18 protein-coding genes are annotated in these 18,696 nt (G+C 37.7%); 7 read left to right on the top strand and 11 right to left on the bottom strand.

All coding sequences use genetic code 11. The annotated features are described in order from the left end of the window. The first annotated feature begins 15 nt into the window (after nucleotides 1-15). Entirely contained in the window at nucleotides 16-1,416 is a 1,401-nt protein-coding gene (gene purB, locus ACZBKJ_RS00660; protein WP_463198962.1) for an adenylosuccinate lyase, read from the top strand. A gap of 98 nt (nucleotides 1,417-1,514) precedes the next feature. Here the strand turns inward: purB and pyrF are convergent, their stop codons facing one another. The 8 genes from pyrF to glnE form a co-directional block, all read right to left on the bottom strand. Further along, nucleotides 1,515-2,222, bottom strand: coding sequence for an orotidine-5'-phosphate decarboxylase (gene pyrF / locus ACZBKJ_RS00655; protein WP_463198961.1), 708 nt, complete (start codon nucleotides 2,220-2,222; stop codon nucleotides 1,515-1,517). Then, nucleotides 2,219-2,605, bottom strand: a complete 387-nt coding sequence (locus tag ACZBKJ_RS00650) for a lipopolysaccharide assembly protein LapA domain-containing protein (RefSeq protein WP_463198960.1) — start codon at nucleotides 2,603-2,605, stop codon at nucleotides 2,219-2,221. Before ACZBKJ_RS00650 ends, pyrF begins: the two co-directional genes overlap by 4 nt. A 39-nt stretch (nucleotides 2,606-2,644) precedes the next feature. Then, a complete protein-coding gene (locus ACZBKJ_RS00645; RefSeq protein ID WP_463199048.1) occupies nucleotides 2,645-2,947 on the bottom strand; it encodes an HU family DNA-binding protein in 303 nt (100 codons plus the stop codon). Between the two features lie 320 nt (nucleotides 2,948-3,267). Then, the gene (locus ACZBKJ_RS00640; protein WP_463198959.1) at nucleotides 3,268-4,080 is read right to left on the bottom strand and encodes a class I SAM-dependent methyltransferase; all 813 of its coding nucleotides are present in this window, start codon (nucleotides 4,078-4,080) and stop codon (nucleotides 3,268-3,270) included. A 6-nt stretch (nucleotides 4,081-4,086) separates the two neighbouring features. Then, nucleotides 4,087-4,926, bottom strand: coding sequence for an undecaprenyl-diphosphate phosphatase (locus ACZBKJ_RS00635; RefSeq protein ID WP_463199047.1), 840 nt, complete (start codon nucleotides 4,924-4,926; stop codon nucleotides 4,087-4,089). Between the two features lie 30 nt (nucleotides 4,927-4,956). Continuing rightward, nucleotides 4,957-5,637 (bottom strand): tRNA (adenosine(37)-N6)-threonylcarbamoyltransferase complex dimerization subunit type 1 TsaB, encoded by a 681-nt coding sequence (gene tsaB / locus ACZBKJ_RS00630; protein WP_463198958.1) that lies wholly within the window; start codon nucleotides 5,635-5,637, stop codon nucleotides 4,957-4,959. Nucleotides 5,638-5,746: 109 nt separating this feature from the next. Beyond that, nucleotides 5,747-7,291 (bottom strand): signal recognition particle protein, encoded by a 1,545-nt coding sequence (gene ffh, locus ACZBKJ_RS00625; protein ID WP_463198957.1) that lies wholly within the window; start codon nucleotides 7,289-7,291, stop codon nucleotides 5,747-5,749. A 182-nt stretch (nucleotides 7,292-7,473) separates the two neighbouring features. Beyond that, complete coding sequence (gene glnE, locus ACZBKJ_RS00620) at nucleotides 7,474-10,272, bottom strand: bifunctional [glutamate--ammonia ligase]-adenylyl-L-tyrosine phosphorylase/[glutamate--ammonia-ligase] adenylyltransferase (protein ID WP_463198956.1); 2,799 nt, start codon at nucleotides 10,270-10,272, stop codon at nucleotides 7,474-7,476. A gap of 78 nt (nucleotides 10,273-10,350) precedes the next feature. Between glnE and tusD the strand changes: the two genes are divergently transcribed. From tusD to ACZBKJ_RS00605, 3 genes are read left to right on the top strand one after another with little or no spacing between them, the layout of a single operon-like run. After that, nucleotides 10,351-10,734, top strand: a complete 384-nt coding sequence (gene tusD, locus ACZBKJ_RS00615) for a sulfurtransferase complex subunit TusD (protein ID WP_463198955.1) — start codon at nucleotides 10,351-10,353, stop codon at nucleotides 10,732-10,734. A gap of 28 nt (nucleotides 10,735-10,762) precedes the next feature. Further along, the gene (locus tag ACZBKJ_RS00610) at nucleotides 10,763-11,083 is read left to right on the top strand and encodes a hypothetical protein (RefSeq protein WP_463198954.1); all 321 of its coding nucleotides are present in this window, start codon (nucleotides 10,763-10,765) and stop codon (nucleotides 11,081-11,083) included. A 42-nt stretch (nucleotides 11,084-11,125) separates the two neighbouring features. Beyond that, the gene (locus ACZBKJ_RS00605) at nucleotides 11,126-11,482 is read left to right on the top strand and encodes a TusE/DsrC/DsvC family sulfur relay protein (protein WP_463198953.1); all 357 of its coding nucleotides are present in this window, start codon (nucleotides 11,126-11,128) and stop codon (nucleotides 11,480-11,482) included. A 30-nt stretch (nucleotides 11,483-11,512) separates the two neighbouring features. Here the strand turns inward: ACZBKJ_RS00605 and pdxA are convergent, their stop codons facing one another. After that, a complete protein-coding gene (pdxA, locus tag ACZBKJ_RS00600) occupies nucleotides 11,513-12,559 on the bottom strand; it encodes a 4-hydroxythreonine-4-phosphate dehydrogenase PdxA (protein WP_463198952.1) in 1,047 nt (348 codons plus the stop codon). Between the two features lie 129 nt (nucleotides 12,560-12,688). Here pdxA and dnaB point away from each other — a divergent pair, with 129 nt between their 5' ends. The 3 genes from dnaB to argF all read left to right on the top strand — a co-directional run bounded on the left by dnaB (nucleotide 12,689) and on the right by argF (nucleotide 16,299). After that, nucleotides 12,689-14,107, top strand: coding sequence for a replicative DNA helicase (gene dnaB, locus ACZBKJ_RS00595; protein ID WP_463198950.1), 1,419 nt, complete (start codon nucleotides 12,689-12,691; stop codon nucleotides 14,105-14,107). A 64-nt stretch (nucleotides 14,108-14,171) separates the two neighbouring features. Next, nucleotides 14,172-15,290: an alanine racemase gene (gene alr / locus ACZBKJ_RS00590; protein WP_463198949.1), complete on the top strand. Its 1,119-nt coding sequence runs from the start codon at nucleotides 14,172-14,174 to the stop codon at nucleotides 15,288-15,290. A 91-nt stretch (nucleotides 15,291-15,381) separates the two neighbouring features. After that, the gene (gene argF, locus ACZBKJ_RS00585) at nucleotides 15,382-16,299 is read left to right on the top strand and encodes an ornithine carbamoyltransferase (RefSeq protein WP_463198948.1); all 918 of its coding nucleotides are present in this window, start codon (nucleotides 15,382-15,384) and stop codon (nucleotides 16,297-16,299) included. 84 nt (nucleotides 16,300-16,383) lie between these two features. Here the strand turns inward: argF and ACZBKJ_RS00580 are convergent, their stop codons facing one another. Continuing rightward, the gene (locus ACZBKJ_RS00580) at nucleotides 16,384-17,316 is read right to left on the bottom strand and encodes a branched-chain amino acid transaminase (protein WP_463198947.1); all 933 of its coding nucleotides are present in this window, start codon (nucleotides 17,314-17,316) and stop codon (nucleotides 16,384-16,386) included. A gap of 102 nt (nucleotides 17,317-17,418) precedes the next feature. Then, complete coding sequence (locus ACZBKJ_RS00575; protein WP_463198946.1) at nucleotides 17,419-18,681, bottom strand: serine hydrolase domain-containing protein; 1,263 nt, start codon at nucleotides 18,679-18,681, stop codon at nucleotides 17,419-17,421. Nucleotides 18,682-18,696: the final 15 nt, after the last annotated feature.

Raw genomic sequence — 18,696 nt, 5'->3', positions numbered from 1 at the left:
AAAATTGGAGTTTTTATGAATACGCTGACTGCTTTATCGCCTATTGATGGGCGTTATGCCGCCAAGGCAGATGTTTTGCGTCCCTTTTTATCAGAATTTGGTTTGATAAAATCACGCGTTACTGTAGAAATTCGCTGGTTGCAAGCACTGGCTAAGAATCCAGCCATTACTGAATTAAAACCATTTGATGCCAAAGCTCAAGAATTTTTAAATCGAATCGCTGAAAACTTTAGTGAATATGATGCTCAAAGCATTAAGGATATTGAGCGCACCACCAATCATGATGTAAAAGCGGTAGAATATTTTATTAAAAATCGTTTACGCGAACAACCTGATTTAGCTGATAGTTTAGAGTTTATTCATTTTGCGTGTACTTCTGAAGATATTAATAATTTATCCTATGCACTGATGTTAAAAAACAGTCGTGAAGTCATCGTTCGCCAAATGAACACCTTGGTTGAAAAAATTGCCAATCTTGCTGTTGAATATGCTAGCGTTCCCATGTTATCACGTACACATGGACAAACTGCCAGTCCAACAACATTAGGTAAAGAAATGGCAAACGTTGCCTATCGTTTAGCTCGTCAAGTTAAACAAATCCGTCAGGTAGAAATTTTAGGTAAAATCAATGGCGCGGTAGGTAATTATAATGCTCATTTAAGCGCTTATCCTGATGTAGACTGGCAAGCTCACAGCGAAAAATTCATCACTGAAGACTTGGGACTGACATTTAACCCATACACCACCCAAATTGAACCACATGATTACATTGCTGAACTGTTTTATGCAATTTGTCGCTTTAATACCATTTTGTTGGATTTTAACCGTGATATTTGGCAATACATTTCCTTGGGATTTTTTAAACAAAAACTCAAAGAAGGCGAGGTTGGCAGCTCAACCATGCCGCACAAAGTCAATCCAATTGATTTTGAAAATTCAGAAGGCAATTTAGGTGTTGCTAATGCGATACTTGCTCATTTGGCAGAAAAATTGCCTGTCTCACGCATGCAAAGGGATTTATCAGATTCTACCGTGCTGCGTAATATTGGCGTGGGTCTTGCTCAAAGTGTGATTGCTTATGATGCTTGTTTAAAAGGCATTGGTAAACTTCAGATAAATCCCAACCGTTTAGCAGAAGATTTAGACAATGCTCAAGAAGTACTTGCCGAGCCAATTCAAACAGTAATGAGACGTTATCGTGTTGAAAATCCTTATGAAAAATTAAAGGCTTTAACCCGCGGCAATGCCATGACTCGTCAAATGATGCTGGATTTTATTGACGGCGGCGAATTGGATGCGGTTGATGAAGAAGATAGACAGCGCCTTCGTCAGCTAACACCAGCAACTTATATTGGCAATGCTGACAAACAGGCACTGGCAATCTTTGACTGGATTAAAAAACTTGATGATAAATAATACAGTCAAACAAACTATATCCAAATCGACTATATCACAAAAAAAGCTAAGTTTAAACTTAGCTTTTTATATTAAAACAGAATTATTTAACAAACGTTTTACAATGTTGTCAAAATGTGTTTTAATTTTTCAGTTGGATTGTTAGCACCCGTAATTGAGCGACCAATTACCAAAAAATCTGAACCATTCTGCAAAGCTTGTTTTGGCGTGCAAATGCGTTTTTGGTCATCCGCCGAATCCTCTGGCAAACGAATACCGGGCGTAACCAGTTTAAAACCTTTCCCTAAAGCTGTTTTTAAACTGGTGGCTTCTTGGGCAGAGCAAACCACACCATCTAACCCTGAATTTCTTGCCAAAGTTGCTAAACGCGCAACTTGTTCATTTAAACTTCCAAAAACACCAATTTGTGGTAAAATCTCTTGGGTCATGGAAGTTAATACAGTGACTGCGATTAAAAGAGTGTTGTAGCCTTTTGATAATAAACTATTTTTACAAAGAGCCATTGCATCACTGCCAACACTTGCGTGTACATTAACCATCCAAACTCCCATATCCGCAGCTGCCAATACAGCTTGGGTGGTAGTATTGGGAATATCGTGGAATTTTAAATCCAAAAAAATCTCAAAGCCTCGATTTTGCAAGGATTTTACAACATTTGGACCACATGTTGTAAACAGTTCCTTACCAACTTTTAGACGACATAAGGTTGGATCTAAACTGTCCGCAAGCATCAAAGCCTCATCCAAATTATGTTTGTCAATAGCAACAATAATGGGTGACTTTTGGGCTGATGGTTGTTCAGTCATATACTGTTCTCGCTGTCATGGCTGACGTTAACATTGTGAGATGCAGCCGCATCCGATTGCGGCTGTTTTTGCAATTCCAACAGTGCTTGACGCTCGTTGTAAAGTTCAGCTTTGGCTTCGTCAAGTTTTTCTCCTAAGATAGCCACTTCTTTTTTTAGACGACGGATTTCCAATTTATTTTGAAAAACTTTAAATAACAATAAAGAAACCAATATCCCAATGATGACACCAAGCGCAATGGTCAATATCAACACCAAACCCAGATTGGTGCTAGGGACTTGGGCAAAGAGCAAATTGACTTCCACTTCTCTATTGTTGGCAAGCACTAAAATCAGTGAATATCCAAAAAATATTGCCAATAAAATAATTAATATCAAAGACATCGCAAATCTCTTATTACGCTTACAATGATGACGATTGTATCAGATTGTTGGGTAATTTACCATCTCGCGCAACGCTTTTCCAGGTTTAAAATGTGGCACAGCTTTGGCTTCCACCGAAACCACTTCGCCTGTTTTTGGGTTTCTGGCTTTTCGTGCTTCGCGATGATGCAAACAAAAACTACCAAACCCTCGCACTTCAATACGTCCATCTTTGTGCAACACATCACCCATTAGATTTAAAATTTCGCGAACCGCCTCATCAACTAACTTTTCTTCTATGTTTTGGCAAGAATAAGCAACGTTACTAATCAGGTCTGATTTTTTTAGCGTGGTTTTTTGCATGGCTGACATAATTTATCCTATGAGTAAGTAAACATAAAAAATTTAACAATGATATTTTGTATAGCGATTGCATTATATCATGTTTTAGAAACATTTTTTACAAAATACCATCATTTATTAATTATAAGTTACAGGATAATCATAGCGTACATCGTCAGGCTTAAGCAATAGTTTTTGTTAAAATTTCTAATTTTTATCAAAAAATCAATTAATTAAAATCAAATTAAATAAAAATAGAATAAAAATTAGTCAAAAAATTTATGTTACCAATTGAAAACAATGTTATTAATTGGTAAATTTTTTAGTTTTTATAAACAATATTAATTGTTTTGATAGACATCAAAACGAATGACGTCGTTACTAACTTGATGATTTGGTAGCATATTTGCTAATGGTCTGGCGTAAATTGGTCGTTTAATAACCAATTTACCTTGAGAGTGTAAACAGGTTTTGGCTTGATAAAACAGCATTTGCTCTTCTTTTTCATTAGGGGCGTCTGCTAAAAGATGTAGACTTTGCATCGTCTTACTAACTTTTGCTTGGTAGCTGCCCTTTGGAAACATTGGGTCTAAATACACTACATCCGCTATTTCTTGTTGTTTTTGCATTAAACTAAACTGAGTAATGTCATCAAAAATAATGTTTATCTTATCCAATAACTTTTGCCAATTTGTATTTTGACTCATGGTGTATTTTTCAAAAAACAGTAAAAGTGCGATGATTGGATTTTTTTCAATCAGTGTTATAGAACCACAAGCACTGGCTAAAATTAATCCATCATAACCAAAACCTGCGGTACCATCGATAACAACGGAATCTTTATCAACTTTACACGCCTGCAAAATTAGCTCTGATTTTCGTCCTGCCCTTACAATTCTTTGAGTTAAAGACTGCCAATTTAAAGCGGTTTTGGTAATGGTTTTTTCGTTATGATGAACAAGATGAGGCATACCCTTTTCTAAAAGCAAAATGGGCATATCCAAATGCTCTTTTACAATTGTCTGTAAAATTTTATCACGAGGCTTTGTAATTGGTTGATGCATTAATTCCAAGTTCAGCTTGTGTTTTTGATTTAATAAAATCAGCTTATCAAAATCTGTTTTGCCTTCTTGTTCTAAAACTAGCACTTGCATCTAAATCTATCCTTGCATTTGATAGCCAAACGCCCATGCACCAAGTACTAAAATTCCAGTAATAATTCGTAAATACGCAAAAATCATAAAATTTTTTTTGCTTACCCATGAAACCATAAAACGAATACACAGCAACGCTACAATAAATGAAACAACCGTGCCAGTACCTAAAACTGCCCAATCGTTACTATTTTGTAAAATGTCTTTTTTATCAAGTAAATCCAAAAGCGCCGCTCCAACAATGACAGGAATTCCCAAAAAGAATGAAAATTCAGTCGCCGCAGTTCGAGATGCGCCAAACCATAACGCGCCAACAATGGTAGAACCTGAGCGCGATGTGCCAGGAATCAGCGCCAAACACTGACACAGCCCAATTGCAAGTGCTGTTTTAAAATCAATGGATTCAGCAGTTTGGGCGCGTATTTGTCTGGGGTGTTTTTCTACATAAATAATCATACCCGCTCCAAGTATCAGCATAGTTGATACCACAAGCGGATGAAATAACACACCTGTAATAAAATCTTTAAATAAAACCCCAACAGTCATTACAGGAATGGTTGCAATAATAAGAGCGATGCCTAGACCTCTGGGATTTTGCAAATTATCAGCCCTACCTGTCAAAAGTCTGATAAAAGCAGTCCATAATCGCCCCCAATAATCGTAAATCACCGCTAAAATTGCTCCAAGCTGGATAAAAACAATAAACAAATCTCGTTTATCTTTATCCCAAAAACTCATCAAATCTGCTGATAAAATTAAATAGCCTGTGCTAGAAATAGGTAAAAATTCAGTAATACCTTCAACAACACCCATTACAAAGGCTTTTAGCAACAAGAAAATATCCATCATTTACTCTTAAAAATCATTACATTAATTTTATTTTCCCTGTTCAGCAAGGGTTTTCCAAGCATTATTGCGAACATATACTGGCAAAGCATCTTGAGCAGGCGTGGTTTTACCTTGCTGATACAAACAATAAGCCAACTTAGCAATGTCTGATGCTGATGGTTTTACAACAAAATCGGGTAAAAATCCATCTGCTTGATAAGTGCCATCACTGATTAATAAGTCTGTTTTGGGCAAAGGTTTATCATAATCAATAAGCAATTCGGGTTGCTGATTGATTAAAACTTCTCCATCTTGCACAACAAACTCGGCAAAGAATAATTGATTTTGCCGAGCATCCATGACTGACGCCAGTGTTTTTTTATCTGTAAAAGCAGATTGATTTTGCCGATAAGCTGTATCCGCCAAAGACCAAAGGCTTGATACGCCAATGCAGGGTGCTCCATTTGCCACTGATAACGCCTGAACAACTGCCGTATTGATGCGAATCCCGCTAAATGCTCCAGGTCCACGATTAAACACCCATGCTTTTACATAGCTAATGGGTGTGTTCAATATTTTTAAGGCTTCATCCAACATTGGCAAAATAATTTCTGTTTGCCCACGGCCACCAGCAACGGTTTTTTGGTATAGAATTTGACCATCTTGTAAAGACAATGCCGCTACTGAACATTGTTCAAAAATCGTATCAAATGCAATTAACACATTCATTTCTCTTTTATTTATCAATCAAAAAAACAGGCTATCATACCACAAAGCCAAAAAAAACGCTCTCATCTTATAAGATGAAAGCGTTGATTTTATTTAAAACCAATTAAGATTAAAAGCGCTTTTTGAATTTTCCTGACAAATCATTATTTGCATTTTGCAGCTCATTCATTTTTTGGCGAATCTCATCTTGATTCATACCAAGATTGATGGTGTTTGGGTCCATGCCCATGGCGTGAATGTCAGCGGTCATCTGCTCCATATCCTTTTTTGAACCAAATAAAGGACCGCCACCTCCTGACATGCCTTTGGTAAGTCCTTGTACTGCTTTCATCATTTTAGCAATACCATCAGGACGGCTAATCATTTTCATCATTTTCGCCATTTGTTTATGCTGCTTTAACAGCGCATTGACGTTTTGAATTTGTTTGCCTGAACCTGCTGCAATACGACGTTTACGGCTTGGGGTAATTTTGTCTGGATTTTGGCGCTCAAATGGCGTCATAGAATGGATAAGGGCTTCCATTTCTTTAACTTTTTCCTCAGGTTTGGCTTGAGCAACCGCATTTTGAATATCACTACCACTCATACCAGGCATTTTATCCAAAAACCCTGCCATACCGCCCATATTTTTCATTTGTTGAAATTGGGTTAATAAGTCTTCTAAATCAAATTCACCGCCTTTTTGAATTTTTTTCGCCATTTTTTCGGCTTTTTCACGGTCAATTTTATTTTCAACTTCTTCCACCAAACTCAAAACATCACCCATGCCCAAAATGCGTTGAGCAATACGTTCTGGATGGAAAAGCTCTAGCGCTTCAAGTTTTTCGCCACGCCCTAAAAATTTAATTGGTTTACCTGTGATGGCACGCACAGATAATGCCGCCCCGCCGCGTGCATCACCATCGGTTTTGGTTAAAATAACCCCTGTTAAAGGTAAAGCATCGTTAAAAGCTTTGGCGGTATTGGCAGCATCTTGACCTGTCATAGAATCCACAACAAACAACGTCTCAGTTGGATTAACTGCTTTAGTTAACTCCTTGATTTCATTCATCATGTCTTCATCAATTGCCAAACGTCCAGCAGTATCAATAATCAAGATATCGGCAAATTTAATTTTTGCTTGTTCGATAGCGCGCTTGGCAATGTCAATTGGGTTTTCATTAACATCAGATGGCACAAACATCGCACCAACTTGCGATGCAACAAACTCAAGCTGATGAATCGCCGCAGGACGATAAACGTCAGCAGATACCAGCATTACTTTTTTCTTTTGTTTTTCTTGTAAAAATTTTGCAAGTTTACCTGCTGTGGTGGTTTTTCCCGCTCCTTGCAATCCTGCCAATAAATAAACTACAGGCGGTTTTCCGGTCATCTCTAAAGATTGATTGGCGCTGCCCATCATCTCAGTCAATTCATCATAAACAATCTTTACAAACGCTTGACCAGGAGCAAGTTCTTTTAACACTTCTTGACCAAGCGCCTGCTCTTTAACGCGCGCCACAAAATCACGTGCTACAGGCAAAGCAACATCCGCTTCTAAAAGCGCCATACGCACTTCACGTAGCGTATCTTTGATATTGTCTTCAGTTAGTTGTCCTGTGCCAGAAATAGCGCGTAAACTTCCAGAAAGTCGTTCGGTTAAAGTGTCAAACATAAAAAACCCACTAAAATAATTAAAAAATAAATATAAAATGCGTCTATTTTATGATAAATCAGTTAATTATGCCATTTGTTTTTTTAAATGGTTAAAATGATTTAGTTTGATGCGCATGTTGCATTAATAATTTATCTAAAAATCTGCATAAATTATACCAAAGTTAATATTTTTTATTTTAATTACCTTTTACCTACAATGACTTTTTGCCAAATTTCTTTGACAAAACTTCTTAATTGTTGCCATTGGCTGTCTTCAACAATGATTTTTTTATCCAACAACGCAAGTTCGTGGGTTTTTTGGCGCAATGTTAGATAAGCATCGGTTAAATCTTGACAACATTTTTCTTGCCAAAGTCCTGTTTTGGCAACTTCTTCAAAAATACGTACGTTATCAGACCAGATTGCTAAATTTGGGTATTGGTAAGCATAAGCCAATACCATAAACTGCGCCAAAAACTCAATATCTACCAAACCTCCCATATCTTGTTTTAGATGGAATTGGTGATTTTTTTCATCCGTTCCTAAATGCGACTGCATTTTTTGACGCATGGACAGCACATCCATTTGTACCTGCTGTATTTGTCGTGTCTGCACTAAAACTTCTTGACGAATACGGTTAAATTCTGTTAAAACCACTTTATCGCCTGCCACACCACGGGCGCGCACTAAAGCTTGATGTTCCCAAGACCATGCTTTTTGTTTTTGATAGGTTTCAAATGCATGAAGTGAAACTACCATCACCCCAGCATTGCCAGAAGGACGAAGACGCATGTCCAGTTCATAAGCGCGCCCGTCTCGTGTTTGGGTGGTTAAATAATTGATGATTTTTTGCACCATGCGAGACGCAAACTTCATACCACTAACAGGTTTTTCACCTGTTGTATCAGCTTTTTCATCAATATTATGCAAAAATACCACATCCAAATCAGATGCATATGACATTTCAATTCCGCCAAGTTTACCATATCCAATAATAGCAAAACCCATATTTTTATGATTGGTCGCTTTGCCATCAAGCAGTTTTGGAAAACCATATTTTTGAGTAAGTTCATCAAATGCACGAAACAGCGCCGATTGTAAAACCACTTCAGCAATGAACGTTAGGCTATCAGAAACTTTCATAATATGACGCAGTCCCAAAATATCCGCGGTGGCAACTGACAATACTTGGGTTTTTTTAAATACTCGCACCGCCGCAAGATAACTTTCATCATCAAACGCTTCAATACGTAGTAGGCTTTGACGTAAAATATCGGTTAGTTCTTGTTTGTCTGGCAAATGAAGGTAGCGTTTTTGTAAAAAATCATCCAAAAGCATTGGGTAGAGTACAAGTTCTTTGGCAATCCAAGGGCTTGCTGATAAAATGGGAATCAGCCCAAGTGTTGCCTTTGGGTTTTCGGCTATCATGACTAAATAAACAGAGCGCCGACAAATCGCTTCTAACAGTTCAAGAAGACGTGGTACGGCAACCCCAGCTTTTTCCCCATCTTTTTTTGCATAAGATACAAGTGCATGAATTAATAATGGATAGGCATTTTTTAGGCGGCTTTTAGGCTCATTATCCAAACTTAACACCAGCTTGGACTGTAAAAAAGTGGTTAAGGGTTTGGCCATTTCTTGACCAATTAGTTCATCTAAAGTTTGCAAATCTTTTTCTAAATCAATTTCATTTTTATCCAACGTTTGACGTTTATTAATCATGCGTTCAAAAGGAATGCTAACGTTTTTTCGGTGATGATTTAAAATCTGGTAAAAATCATCTATGTTGGAAAAACCAAGCGTATTAGCAATGGCTAAACGTTCTGTGTCGTCTTTGGGCAATCTTTGACTTTGTTCATCATGACGAGCCTGAATGGCATGCTCTAAACGGCGCAAAAAACGATAAGCCTTTGATAAATTTTGATATTCTTTATCATTAAAATAATCAAAATGATGCAGTTGATACAAAAAATCCAAACACGCTCTATTTTGACCAATACTGGCATGATGACCACCATAAATAAGCGCAAATGCCTGCACAATAAATTCAATATCACGAATGCCACCCATGCCTAATTTAATATTATCCAAATCTTGGCGCTGGGCTTGCTGATTCATAATCAACGTTTTCATTTCACGTAAAGCACTAAAGGCGGTATAATCAACGTAATAACGATAAACAAAGGTTTTTCTAATTTGTGAAAACGTTTCATAAAATTCATCACCGACCCAATTCACCAGTCGTGCTTTTAGCCAAGCAAAACGTTCCCAAGTGCGTCCGTGCTGACTAAAATATTTTTGCAAAGCTGGCAGTGTCATCACCAAGGGGCTGCCATCACCCCAAGGACGTAAACGCATATCCACGCGAAAAACAAAGCCAAATTCACTTACTTCACTTAGTAAACGAATCATGCCACGCCCAAGATTTATCATAAATTTTTGATTATCAATAATTTTTTTGCCATTTGTTTCACCATCTGCTAAATGTAAAAAAATCAAATCAATATCACTGGATAAATTCAGCTCCATCGCTCCAAGTTTTCCCATGGCAACAACAGCAAATTCATCGTTTAAGGTTTTGCCATTTTTTTTGATGACAGGCTCGCCATATCGTTTGCATAATGTATGATAAGTATAATCTTTACAAAATTTAATACACGAATTGGCAAAAGCTGACAACTCAAAGGTCAGCTGTTCAAGACAAATCATCTCCAAAGCATCTTGCCAAATCCATTTCAACATAAAATAAGTTCTTTTTTGTCTTAGGTATTTGGCTATATCCGCTTCAGAATTGTCAAATAAATTTTCATGATCGGTTAAATTTTGACCTTGCCAAAGTATTGAATCAAAATCAGATTGACTCAGTGGTCTGGATAAGGAAAATTCGCTTAAAAAATCACAAGCAGCAGCTGGATTTTTATCAAAAATTGATTTGGCAAATGGACTGGCAAGGGCTAATTTTTCCAGCTGTTTGGGTGTGGCGGAAAATAAATTGGGCATACAGACCCCTAAAATGATGGATGGTTTTTAGCTTATTTTAAGCTATAATAGACCAATATTATAGGTTTTGTTTTGTTTATGAAAAAATATTTACTGCTTATCACAAAAAGCCCTCATCACCCAAATACTAAAAAAGCCTTAATATTTGCCAAACAACAATTAGCTCAAGGCACACCTGTTTTGGTATTTTTTTATGCTGATGGTGCGTATATTGCCAATCGCTTAATGTGGCAAACTGCGGATGTAGAAAACATCCAAACAGCGTGGATAGAGCTTGCCAAAAAATATGGTTTAAAACTGCCCGTTTGTGTTAGCACTGCTTTGGCTCGCGGCATTACGGATGCGCAAAACGCTCAAAGACATGGGCTTTTAGGGGATAATTTGCATCCTGATTTTGAACTTGTTGGCTTGGCGGATTTAGCCATGCAGCTTGACGATGATACTCAATTGCAACAATTTTAAAGATTTTTAATCCTTTGATTTAATGTGTATGAAAATTCTTATTACCATCAAAACCGATAGTGAATTACAAAGTTATGAAGCCACTGCACTGGCATTTTTATTGGCAAGTTTTAATCATGACGTTCAGCTTTATTTAACCGATAACGTTTTTAATATATTAAATCATCCAAACAGTAGAATACATGGCATGATTCAATCTTTAGAGCTTTATGATATGCCAAAAGCATGGATACGCGATATTGATGCTGACAAACTATCTAAAAATCTTTTACCATTTTGCCACAGCGATTTTAATGCAGATTTATTAAAAGAAGATAACCAATCTTTTGATAGTTATTTAGTTTTTTAATTTATAATTGTTAGCGATAATTTATTTAGATTAATCAGCAATATGGAAAATAATTTACAAAACCATGAGTTAAAAAACCTTTCACTGGATATTGCATTAGATAGCGATGGTCATTTGGTGGATTATACGCTTTGGAATGAACAGATTGCTCAAACATTGGCAAATACTTTAAATGTGGTTTTAACCCCAGTGCATTATCAGATCTTAAATCAAGTACGCGGTTTTTTTGTTCAGTACCATCACAGTCCTGCTACGCGACCTTTGATTAAATACTTGACGCAAACTTTACCTAGTGAAGAAATTAGTAACGCTAAATTGCAAGACCTCTTTAATACAGGACTGGTCGCTCGTCATGTAAATCGCATTGCAGGACTGCCAAAACCACCAAATTGTTTATAATGTTCAAACCATCATCAATAGACAAGACAATTATAACTTATTGACTTTTTGCTTTTTGGCAAATTTTACTGCAAAATCAATTGCACAAAGTAAACTTGAACTGTTCGCCAAACCTGTTCCTGCCAAATCCAGTGCTGTGCCGTGGTCAACTGATGTACGAATGTAAGGCAAACCTAAAGTAACATTCACTGTGTCACCAAATCCATGTGATTTTAAGGGGGCAAGCCCTTGGTCGTGATACATGGCAATGATGACGTCCGTATTTTCTACATGTTGATGGGTAAACAGTGTATCAGCAGGCATTGCGAGCGAAATATCCATACCTTGATTTTGAAACGATTGCAACACTGGGTTGATAATTTCTTGTTCTTCTGTGCCTAAATGACCGTTTTCTCCTGCATGCGGGTTTAGTCCACAAACCTTAATTTTAGGATGAGTGATTCCATATTCAATCAATGACTGATGAGTGATTTGCACCGTTTTTTGTACCTCATCAGCGCTAATCGCACCAGCAACATCTCTAAGCGGTAAATGGGTTGTTACCAACGCCACCTTCATAGTTTGATTGGCAAGCATCATCACTACTTTGTTTAAACCTGACAGCTGCATAAAATATTCTGTATGCCCACTAAATAAACTGCCATCATCTAACGTTACACCCCCTTCTATCATCACTGACTTGGCGATTGGTGCAGTTACGATGGCAAAAATTTGCTGTTTTATCGCTAAATGGTGTGCTAAAAACAGCTGCTGCTCTACCATTTTGGCATTATTGGGATTAAGCACGCCTGCACATACTTTATCTAAACAAGGTGTATCAATCAACACGATGGGTTGAGTGATTTTGTCTTGCAAATCATACAATGCATCATCTACCAAAATTGTCTGAAAATTTGGTAAATGAGGTATTTTTTTTAATTGGTATAATGTCTTAGCACGTTGGCAAAACGCTCTTTTATCTGCCGTAATTATAATGGGAAATTTGAGTATATCAGCGTGATGAACTAACACATCCAGCACGATATCCATGCCAATACCCGCAGGCTCACCTGTTGTAATCAGTAATGGCTTTTGCATCACTTTCTCCTTTAACTTCATTAAGACTATTTTAAACACTTTTATGCTTTTTGACAAAGTCGTAAATTTGATAATCTACCATCAAGTTGTATGTTAAAATAACAGCCCAAAATTAGAGTAGAGAAATTTATGAACACGCCCAGTGCCACCGAAACAGACACTCAACTGAGCCAAACAGAAAATAAGCTTGGCGTACAACCGCCACATAATATTGAAATTGAGCAATCATTACTTTCATCGCTGATGAATGTTGATGAGTCTTTTGACCAAGTATCTGAATTTATCAAAGCCAGTGATTTTTATGGTGAGCGCCATAAAATTATTTTTGATACCATACATCATTTGGCTTATGTTAATCAACCATATGACATTGTCATGGTGTATGATACTTTAAAACAGCAAAACCTTTTGGATTTAATTGGCGGTGAAGAGTATTTAACGCAAATCAACCAAAGCACGTCATCGGCATTTAATTTGGTTTCTTATGCAAGAAGAATTCGCGAACTTTCGGTATATCGGCAATTGATTGCTGTGGGTAATAATTTATTAACCCTCGCTCACCAGCCTAAAAAACAAAGCCTAGAAGAGCTTTTGGATAAAATAGAATCTGATATTTTTAGCATTAATGAAAGTTATGCCAATAATGATAAACGACAAGGCGTGCAAAATGTTGTGGAAATTTTAGAATCGGTAACATCGTATTTACAAGAGATGAAAAGCAGACCTGATATGATGACAGGTCTTAGAACGCCATTTGATGAACTGAATAATAAAACCCAAGGATTGCAAAAAGGCGATTTGGTGATTGTTGCAGCGCGCCCGTCCATGGGGAAAACCACGTTTGCATTAAATTTGATTTCAGAAGCCTTAGTTGCAGGATTACCAGTTGTGATGTTTTCTATGGAAATGCCTGCTGAAGCCATTATGATGCGAATTTTATCAGCTTGGTCAGACATTCACCAAAGTTCCATACGTTCAGGTAAATTAACAGAGGCAGAGTGGCAGTCGTGTTTTGCAGCGATGGAATTTTTCCAACATACTCATTTTCATATAGATGCGCGCAATAACTTATCTCCAACCGAACTGCGTTCTACCTGCAGACGCGTTGCCAAAAACTATGATGGCACTTTAGGCATGATTGTGGTGGATTATTTGCAATTAATGAAAGTTCCGGGCATACAAAATAACCGAGTCCAAGAAATTGCTGAAATTTCTCGCAGCCTAAAAGCCCTTGCGCGGGAAATGAACTGCCCTGTTGTCGCTTTATCGCAGCTAAATCGTGGTTTGGAATCACGTACTGACAAACGCCCTGTGATGGCAGATTTGCGCGAATCTGGAGCGATTGAACAAGATGCTGATTTGATCATGTTTATTTATCGAGATGAAGTTTATAAAAAAGATAAACCCGATAATAAAGGCTTGGCAGAGATTATTATTGGCAAACAGCGTAATGGCCCGATTGGCAAAATCCCATTAAGATTTATTGGAGAATACACACGTTTTGATAATTGGCAAGAAAGCGTTCCTAACGATTTTGAAGCAGAATAGCAAATAAAAGAAGTTTTTAGTACGTAATCTAAAATATTTATCAATAACAAAGATAAGGAATACCATGCGTAGCGCAAATATTTTGATTGATAAAAATGCTCTAATACATAATTTAGAACAAATAAAAAAACAAGCGCCCAATGCTCAAGTTTTAGCTATGGTAAAATCAAACGCTTATGGGCATGGCGTAAAATGGGTTTTGGACGGTTTAAAAGATGCCGATGCTTTTGGAGTTGCAACATTTTTAGAAGCCTTGGAAATTAATGATTTATATCAAAAAAAAGTTACTGGCAAAAAGCCCATTGTACTTATTGAAGGGGTATTTAGCGAGCAAGAATGGCAAAAAGCGGTGGATTATGATTTTGGTATGGTAATTCACTGCGAGCAGCAGGTGCAGTGGGCGGAGGCTTATTTACCAAACAGCAATTCTTTTAGTCAAACCGTTTGGTTAAAGTACAATACTGGCATGAATCGCTTAGGTTTTGATAAAAAGAAACTTCCTAGCATCGCTAAACGTCTCTTCCAAAAAGGCTATCGGCTGATTTTAATCAGTCATTTTGCTTGTTCTGACGATAAAAACCATCCAATGAATGATGAGCAAATTACCGCTTTTGATAACATGCTTACTTTGTTAAAACAAACCATCGACCCTAATATTGGCGGTTCTTTATGCAATTCAGCAGGCATTATCAACTTTTCAAACCATCATTACGACTGGATTCGCCCTGGCATTGCTTTGTATGGAGCCAGCCCTTTTGCACATAAAACCGCCAAGAGTCTTGGGTTAAAACCTGTGATGACATTTTGTGCCAAAATCATGGCAGTTCATCAGCTTATGGCAGGCGAGTGTGTAGGCTATGGAGCACTTTGGCAAGCAAAAAATGATGCCAAAATCGCCATTGTCAGTATTGGTTATGGCGATGGCTATCCAAGAGTAGTTAAAAATGCTTATATCACCCTCAAACAAGACAATAAAGAGTATCAAGCCCCTATCATTGGACGCGTTGCGATGGATATGCTTATGATTGATGTCAGTCTTTTACCCGATACAATCGACGTAGGTTGTGATGCGGTGCTATGGGGGCAAGCGCCCAGCGTGGATGAGGTGGCAAATTGCGCTGATACAATTGGTTATGAATTACTTTGCCAAACCACAATTCGCCCAAATCGCTTTTTAGTCTGATTAATGACCATTAAAAGACTTTGATGGACTGGTCAAGCCAAAGTAACAATGCTATACTTGGCATTTAGTCATAGCCCACAAGGAATGAGCCATGAGTGTTCGTCACTTTTTAACTTTAATGGATTTTAGCCCAGATGAATTAAAACATCTGATTAAACGCGCCAGCCAATTACGTCAAATGCAGCATAACGGCGAAATTTACCGCCCCTTTGTTGGTCGCACACTTGCAATGATTTTTGAAAAATCCAGCACTCGCACCCGCGTGTCATTTGAGACAGGTATGGGGCAATTTGGTGGTCAAGCTCTATTTTTATCCCCTAATGATACTCAGCTTGGACGTGGTGAACCCATTGAGGATTCGGCACGTGTTATCAGTAGCATGGTAGACATCGTAATGATTCGCACGTTTGCACACGGTCGTGTTTTGGCGTTTGCCCAACATTCGTCAGTGCCGGTCATCAATGCTTTAACGGATGATTTTCATCCATGTCAATTACTTGCTGATATGCAGACCTTTTTTGAACATCGTGGAGACATTGCTGGTAAAACCGTTACTTGGATTGGCGATGGTAATAATATGTGCCATTCTTATATGGTTGCTGCCAAACAATTTGGCTTTAATCTAAAAATTTCTTGCCCCGATGGTTATTTGCCAAACATTGACCTACAAAAACAGTATGCTGACTGTATTGAATTGGTAAAAGACCCTGTCGATGCAGTTAAAGGCTCACATTTGGTGGTTACTGATGTTTGGGCAAGCATGGGGCAAGAAACCGAGCAAAAACAACGAGAAAAAGACTTTAAAAATTATCAAGTCAGTCGAGAGCTTTTAGATAAAGCAGATAGTGATGTGTTATTTATGCACTGTTTGCCTGCCCATCGTGGTGAAGAGATTAGCGTAGATTTGCTTGATGATGAACGTTCAGTAGTTTGGGATGAAGCAGAAAATCGTTTACATGCCCAAAAAGCGTTGATGGAATTTTTGTTACTCTCCCATCTAAGTTCTTAATTTTTATAAATAAAAAAAGGCTTTAGTTGTATTTAAAGCCTTTTTTCTATTTTATAATGACTGAAATTTACTTTATTGAAATAATCACTCATCAATAAAAGAAAGCCAATCTTTGTATTTATCATTGCGACCCTGTACTACATCAAAATATAAAGATTGCAATTTTTCAGTGATCTCCCCACGAGTTCCTGAACCAATCACACGGTCATCGTATTCACGAATGGGCGTAACTTCAGCGGCAGTACCCGTCATAAAAATTTCATCCGCTAAATAAAATTCATCCCGTGTAATACGACGCTCATAAACCTTAATCCCCAAATCTTGGGCAAATGTCATAATAGTTCGGCGAGTAATGCCATCTAACGCCCCGCCTGCCAAATCTGGAGTGTGTAACTCACCATTTTTAACCAAAAATAAGTTTTCCCCACTGCCTTGACAGACGTAACCTTGTGGGTCCATTAAAATTGCTTCATCATAGCCATTTCTAGTTACTTCTTGATTGGCTAAAATAGAAACTGGATAGTTACTAGCGGCTTTGGCTTTGCACATAGTAACATTTGGATGATGATGAGTGTAGCTGGATGTTTTAACGCGAATGCCGTTTTTAATACCCTCTTCACCTAAATAAGCACCCCAACTCCAAGCGGCAACCGCTGCATGAATGGTGTTATCGCGCGCTGATATGCCCAATTTTTCAGAGCCCACCCAAATTAAAGGACGGATATAAGCTGAAGACAATCCATTGCCTAAAACAACGTCCTTTTGAGCCTGCATAAGCTCATCAAAACTATATGGTACATTCAGTTGAAAAATCTTTGCTGAATTTAATAAACGCTCAGTATGTTCTTTTAGACGAAAAATTGCCGTACGGCCATCGGGTGTTTGATAGGCACGCACGCCTTCAAATACTGCCAAACCATAATGTAAACTGTGCGTTAAAACGTGAATTTTTGCGTCGGGTTGTTCAACAATTGTGCCGTCTAGCCATAATTTGCCATCTTTTGTTGCCATATTCATAAATTTTCTACCAATGACCTGTTACTATAATAAACCTATGATAAACATAAATTAAAACCAAAGATTTTAGCACCGATTTTATTTTTTGTCTAAGAATTTTCATCAAAGTAGGTTGTCTACTTTAGCGATTGCGGTTTCAGTTAAAACAAATTGTCTTACATCATTAAGCATGGTGGTATCGAAATTATGAATAAATGCAAATGATAATTTTCTTTGGGGGTCAGCAAATGCCACTGAACCATTATAACCCATATGCCCATAAGCAAGCGGTGTGTATTGCAGACTAAATAAGCGGTGAAAGCCCATACGCCAGCACATATCAGCGGGCATGACCGCATCAAAACCATCAACTCGAATCTCTCGCATTTCATGCAAGGTTTTGGTATCAATGTATTCTACATCTTGCCAAACACCATCATTAGCGTGCATGGCATATACTTTTGCTAACGCATTGGCAGTAGAAACGCCATTGGCAGCTGGAATCACCGCTTGAAGTACATCATCACGGTGATATTCCAATCCATCTTTACCATTGGGCATCAAGGCATTTTTATAATTTGCCAAATTCATCCGCGTGGTGTCAAAATACAGTTTATTGATATTTGCTGTTGTAATGGGCGTATCTTGTAACACCTCTTGCCACAATGGTGTGATGGGGTAATTAGAAAGCTGATGCAAAATTTCTGGAGTATCAGGTTTTAACAAAGGTTTTTTGCGGTGAGTGGGATTTTCGTAAAAATAACGTACAGGTTTGGCGACTTGACCTAATTTTTCTTTAGGCAACCCATAAAATAGCTCGCCTTGAATGTCTAGAGGTTTGGCTAAATATTCATCCAATGCTTGTTGCAATGATAAACCAGTTACTCGTTCAACCACATTTCCCAAAATCCATCCTGACACCAAAGCACTATAAGCGCTGGCGTAGTGATGCTTTTGCTGACCTTGAGGAACACTGGGCACCATATGGGCAACTTTATCACTCATCAATTGCCAATCTAAAAGTTCATCAACATCGCTTTTGATGCTAGAAATATCAAACAGCCCCGCAGTATGAGTTAAAATATGTTTTAAACTAATATGTTCTTTACCATATTTAGCAAAATTTGACCAGATTTGACAAATTGGTGTATGGTAATTTAATTGTTTTTTGGACACCAAAATAGCAATCAAGGTTGCCATAATGCCTTTGCCAATGGAAAAATTGACTGATAGTGTGTGTGAATTCCAAGCTTTATCCGCCAAAGCTTGACCAAACGAAGTATCCACAACCTTTTGGTTGTTATGATAAATAACCAATGAGCCGCCAGCGGGCGAGTCGCCAAACTCTAACGTTTTTAATAAATTGGGAAAATCTTGCCAAGTCACTATTTTTTCCTATGT

Source organism: Moraxella sp. I5G (assembly GCF_055193055.1).
Note: the sequence above shows the minus strand (reverse complement) of the source record. Positions and strands in the feature narration are given on the sequence as shown.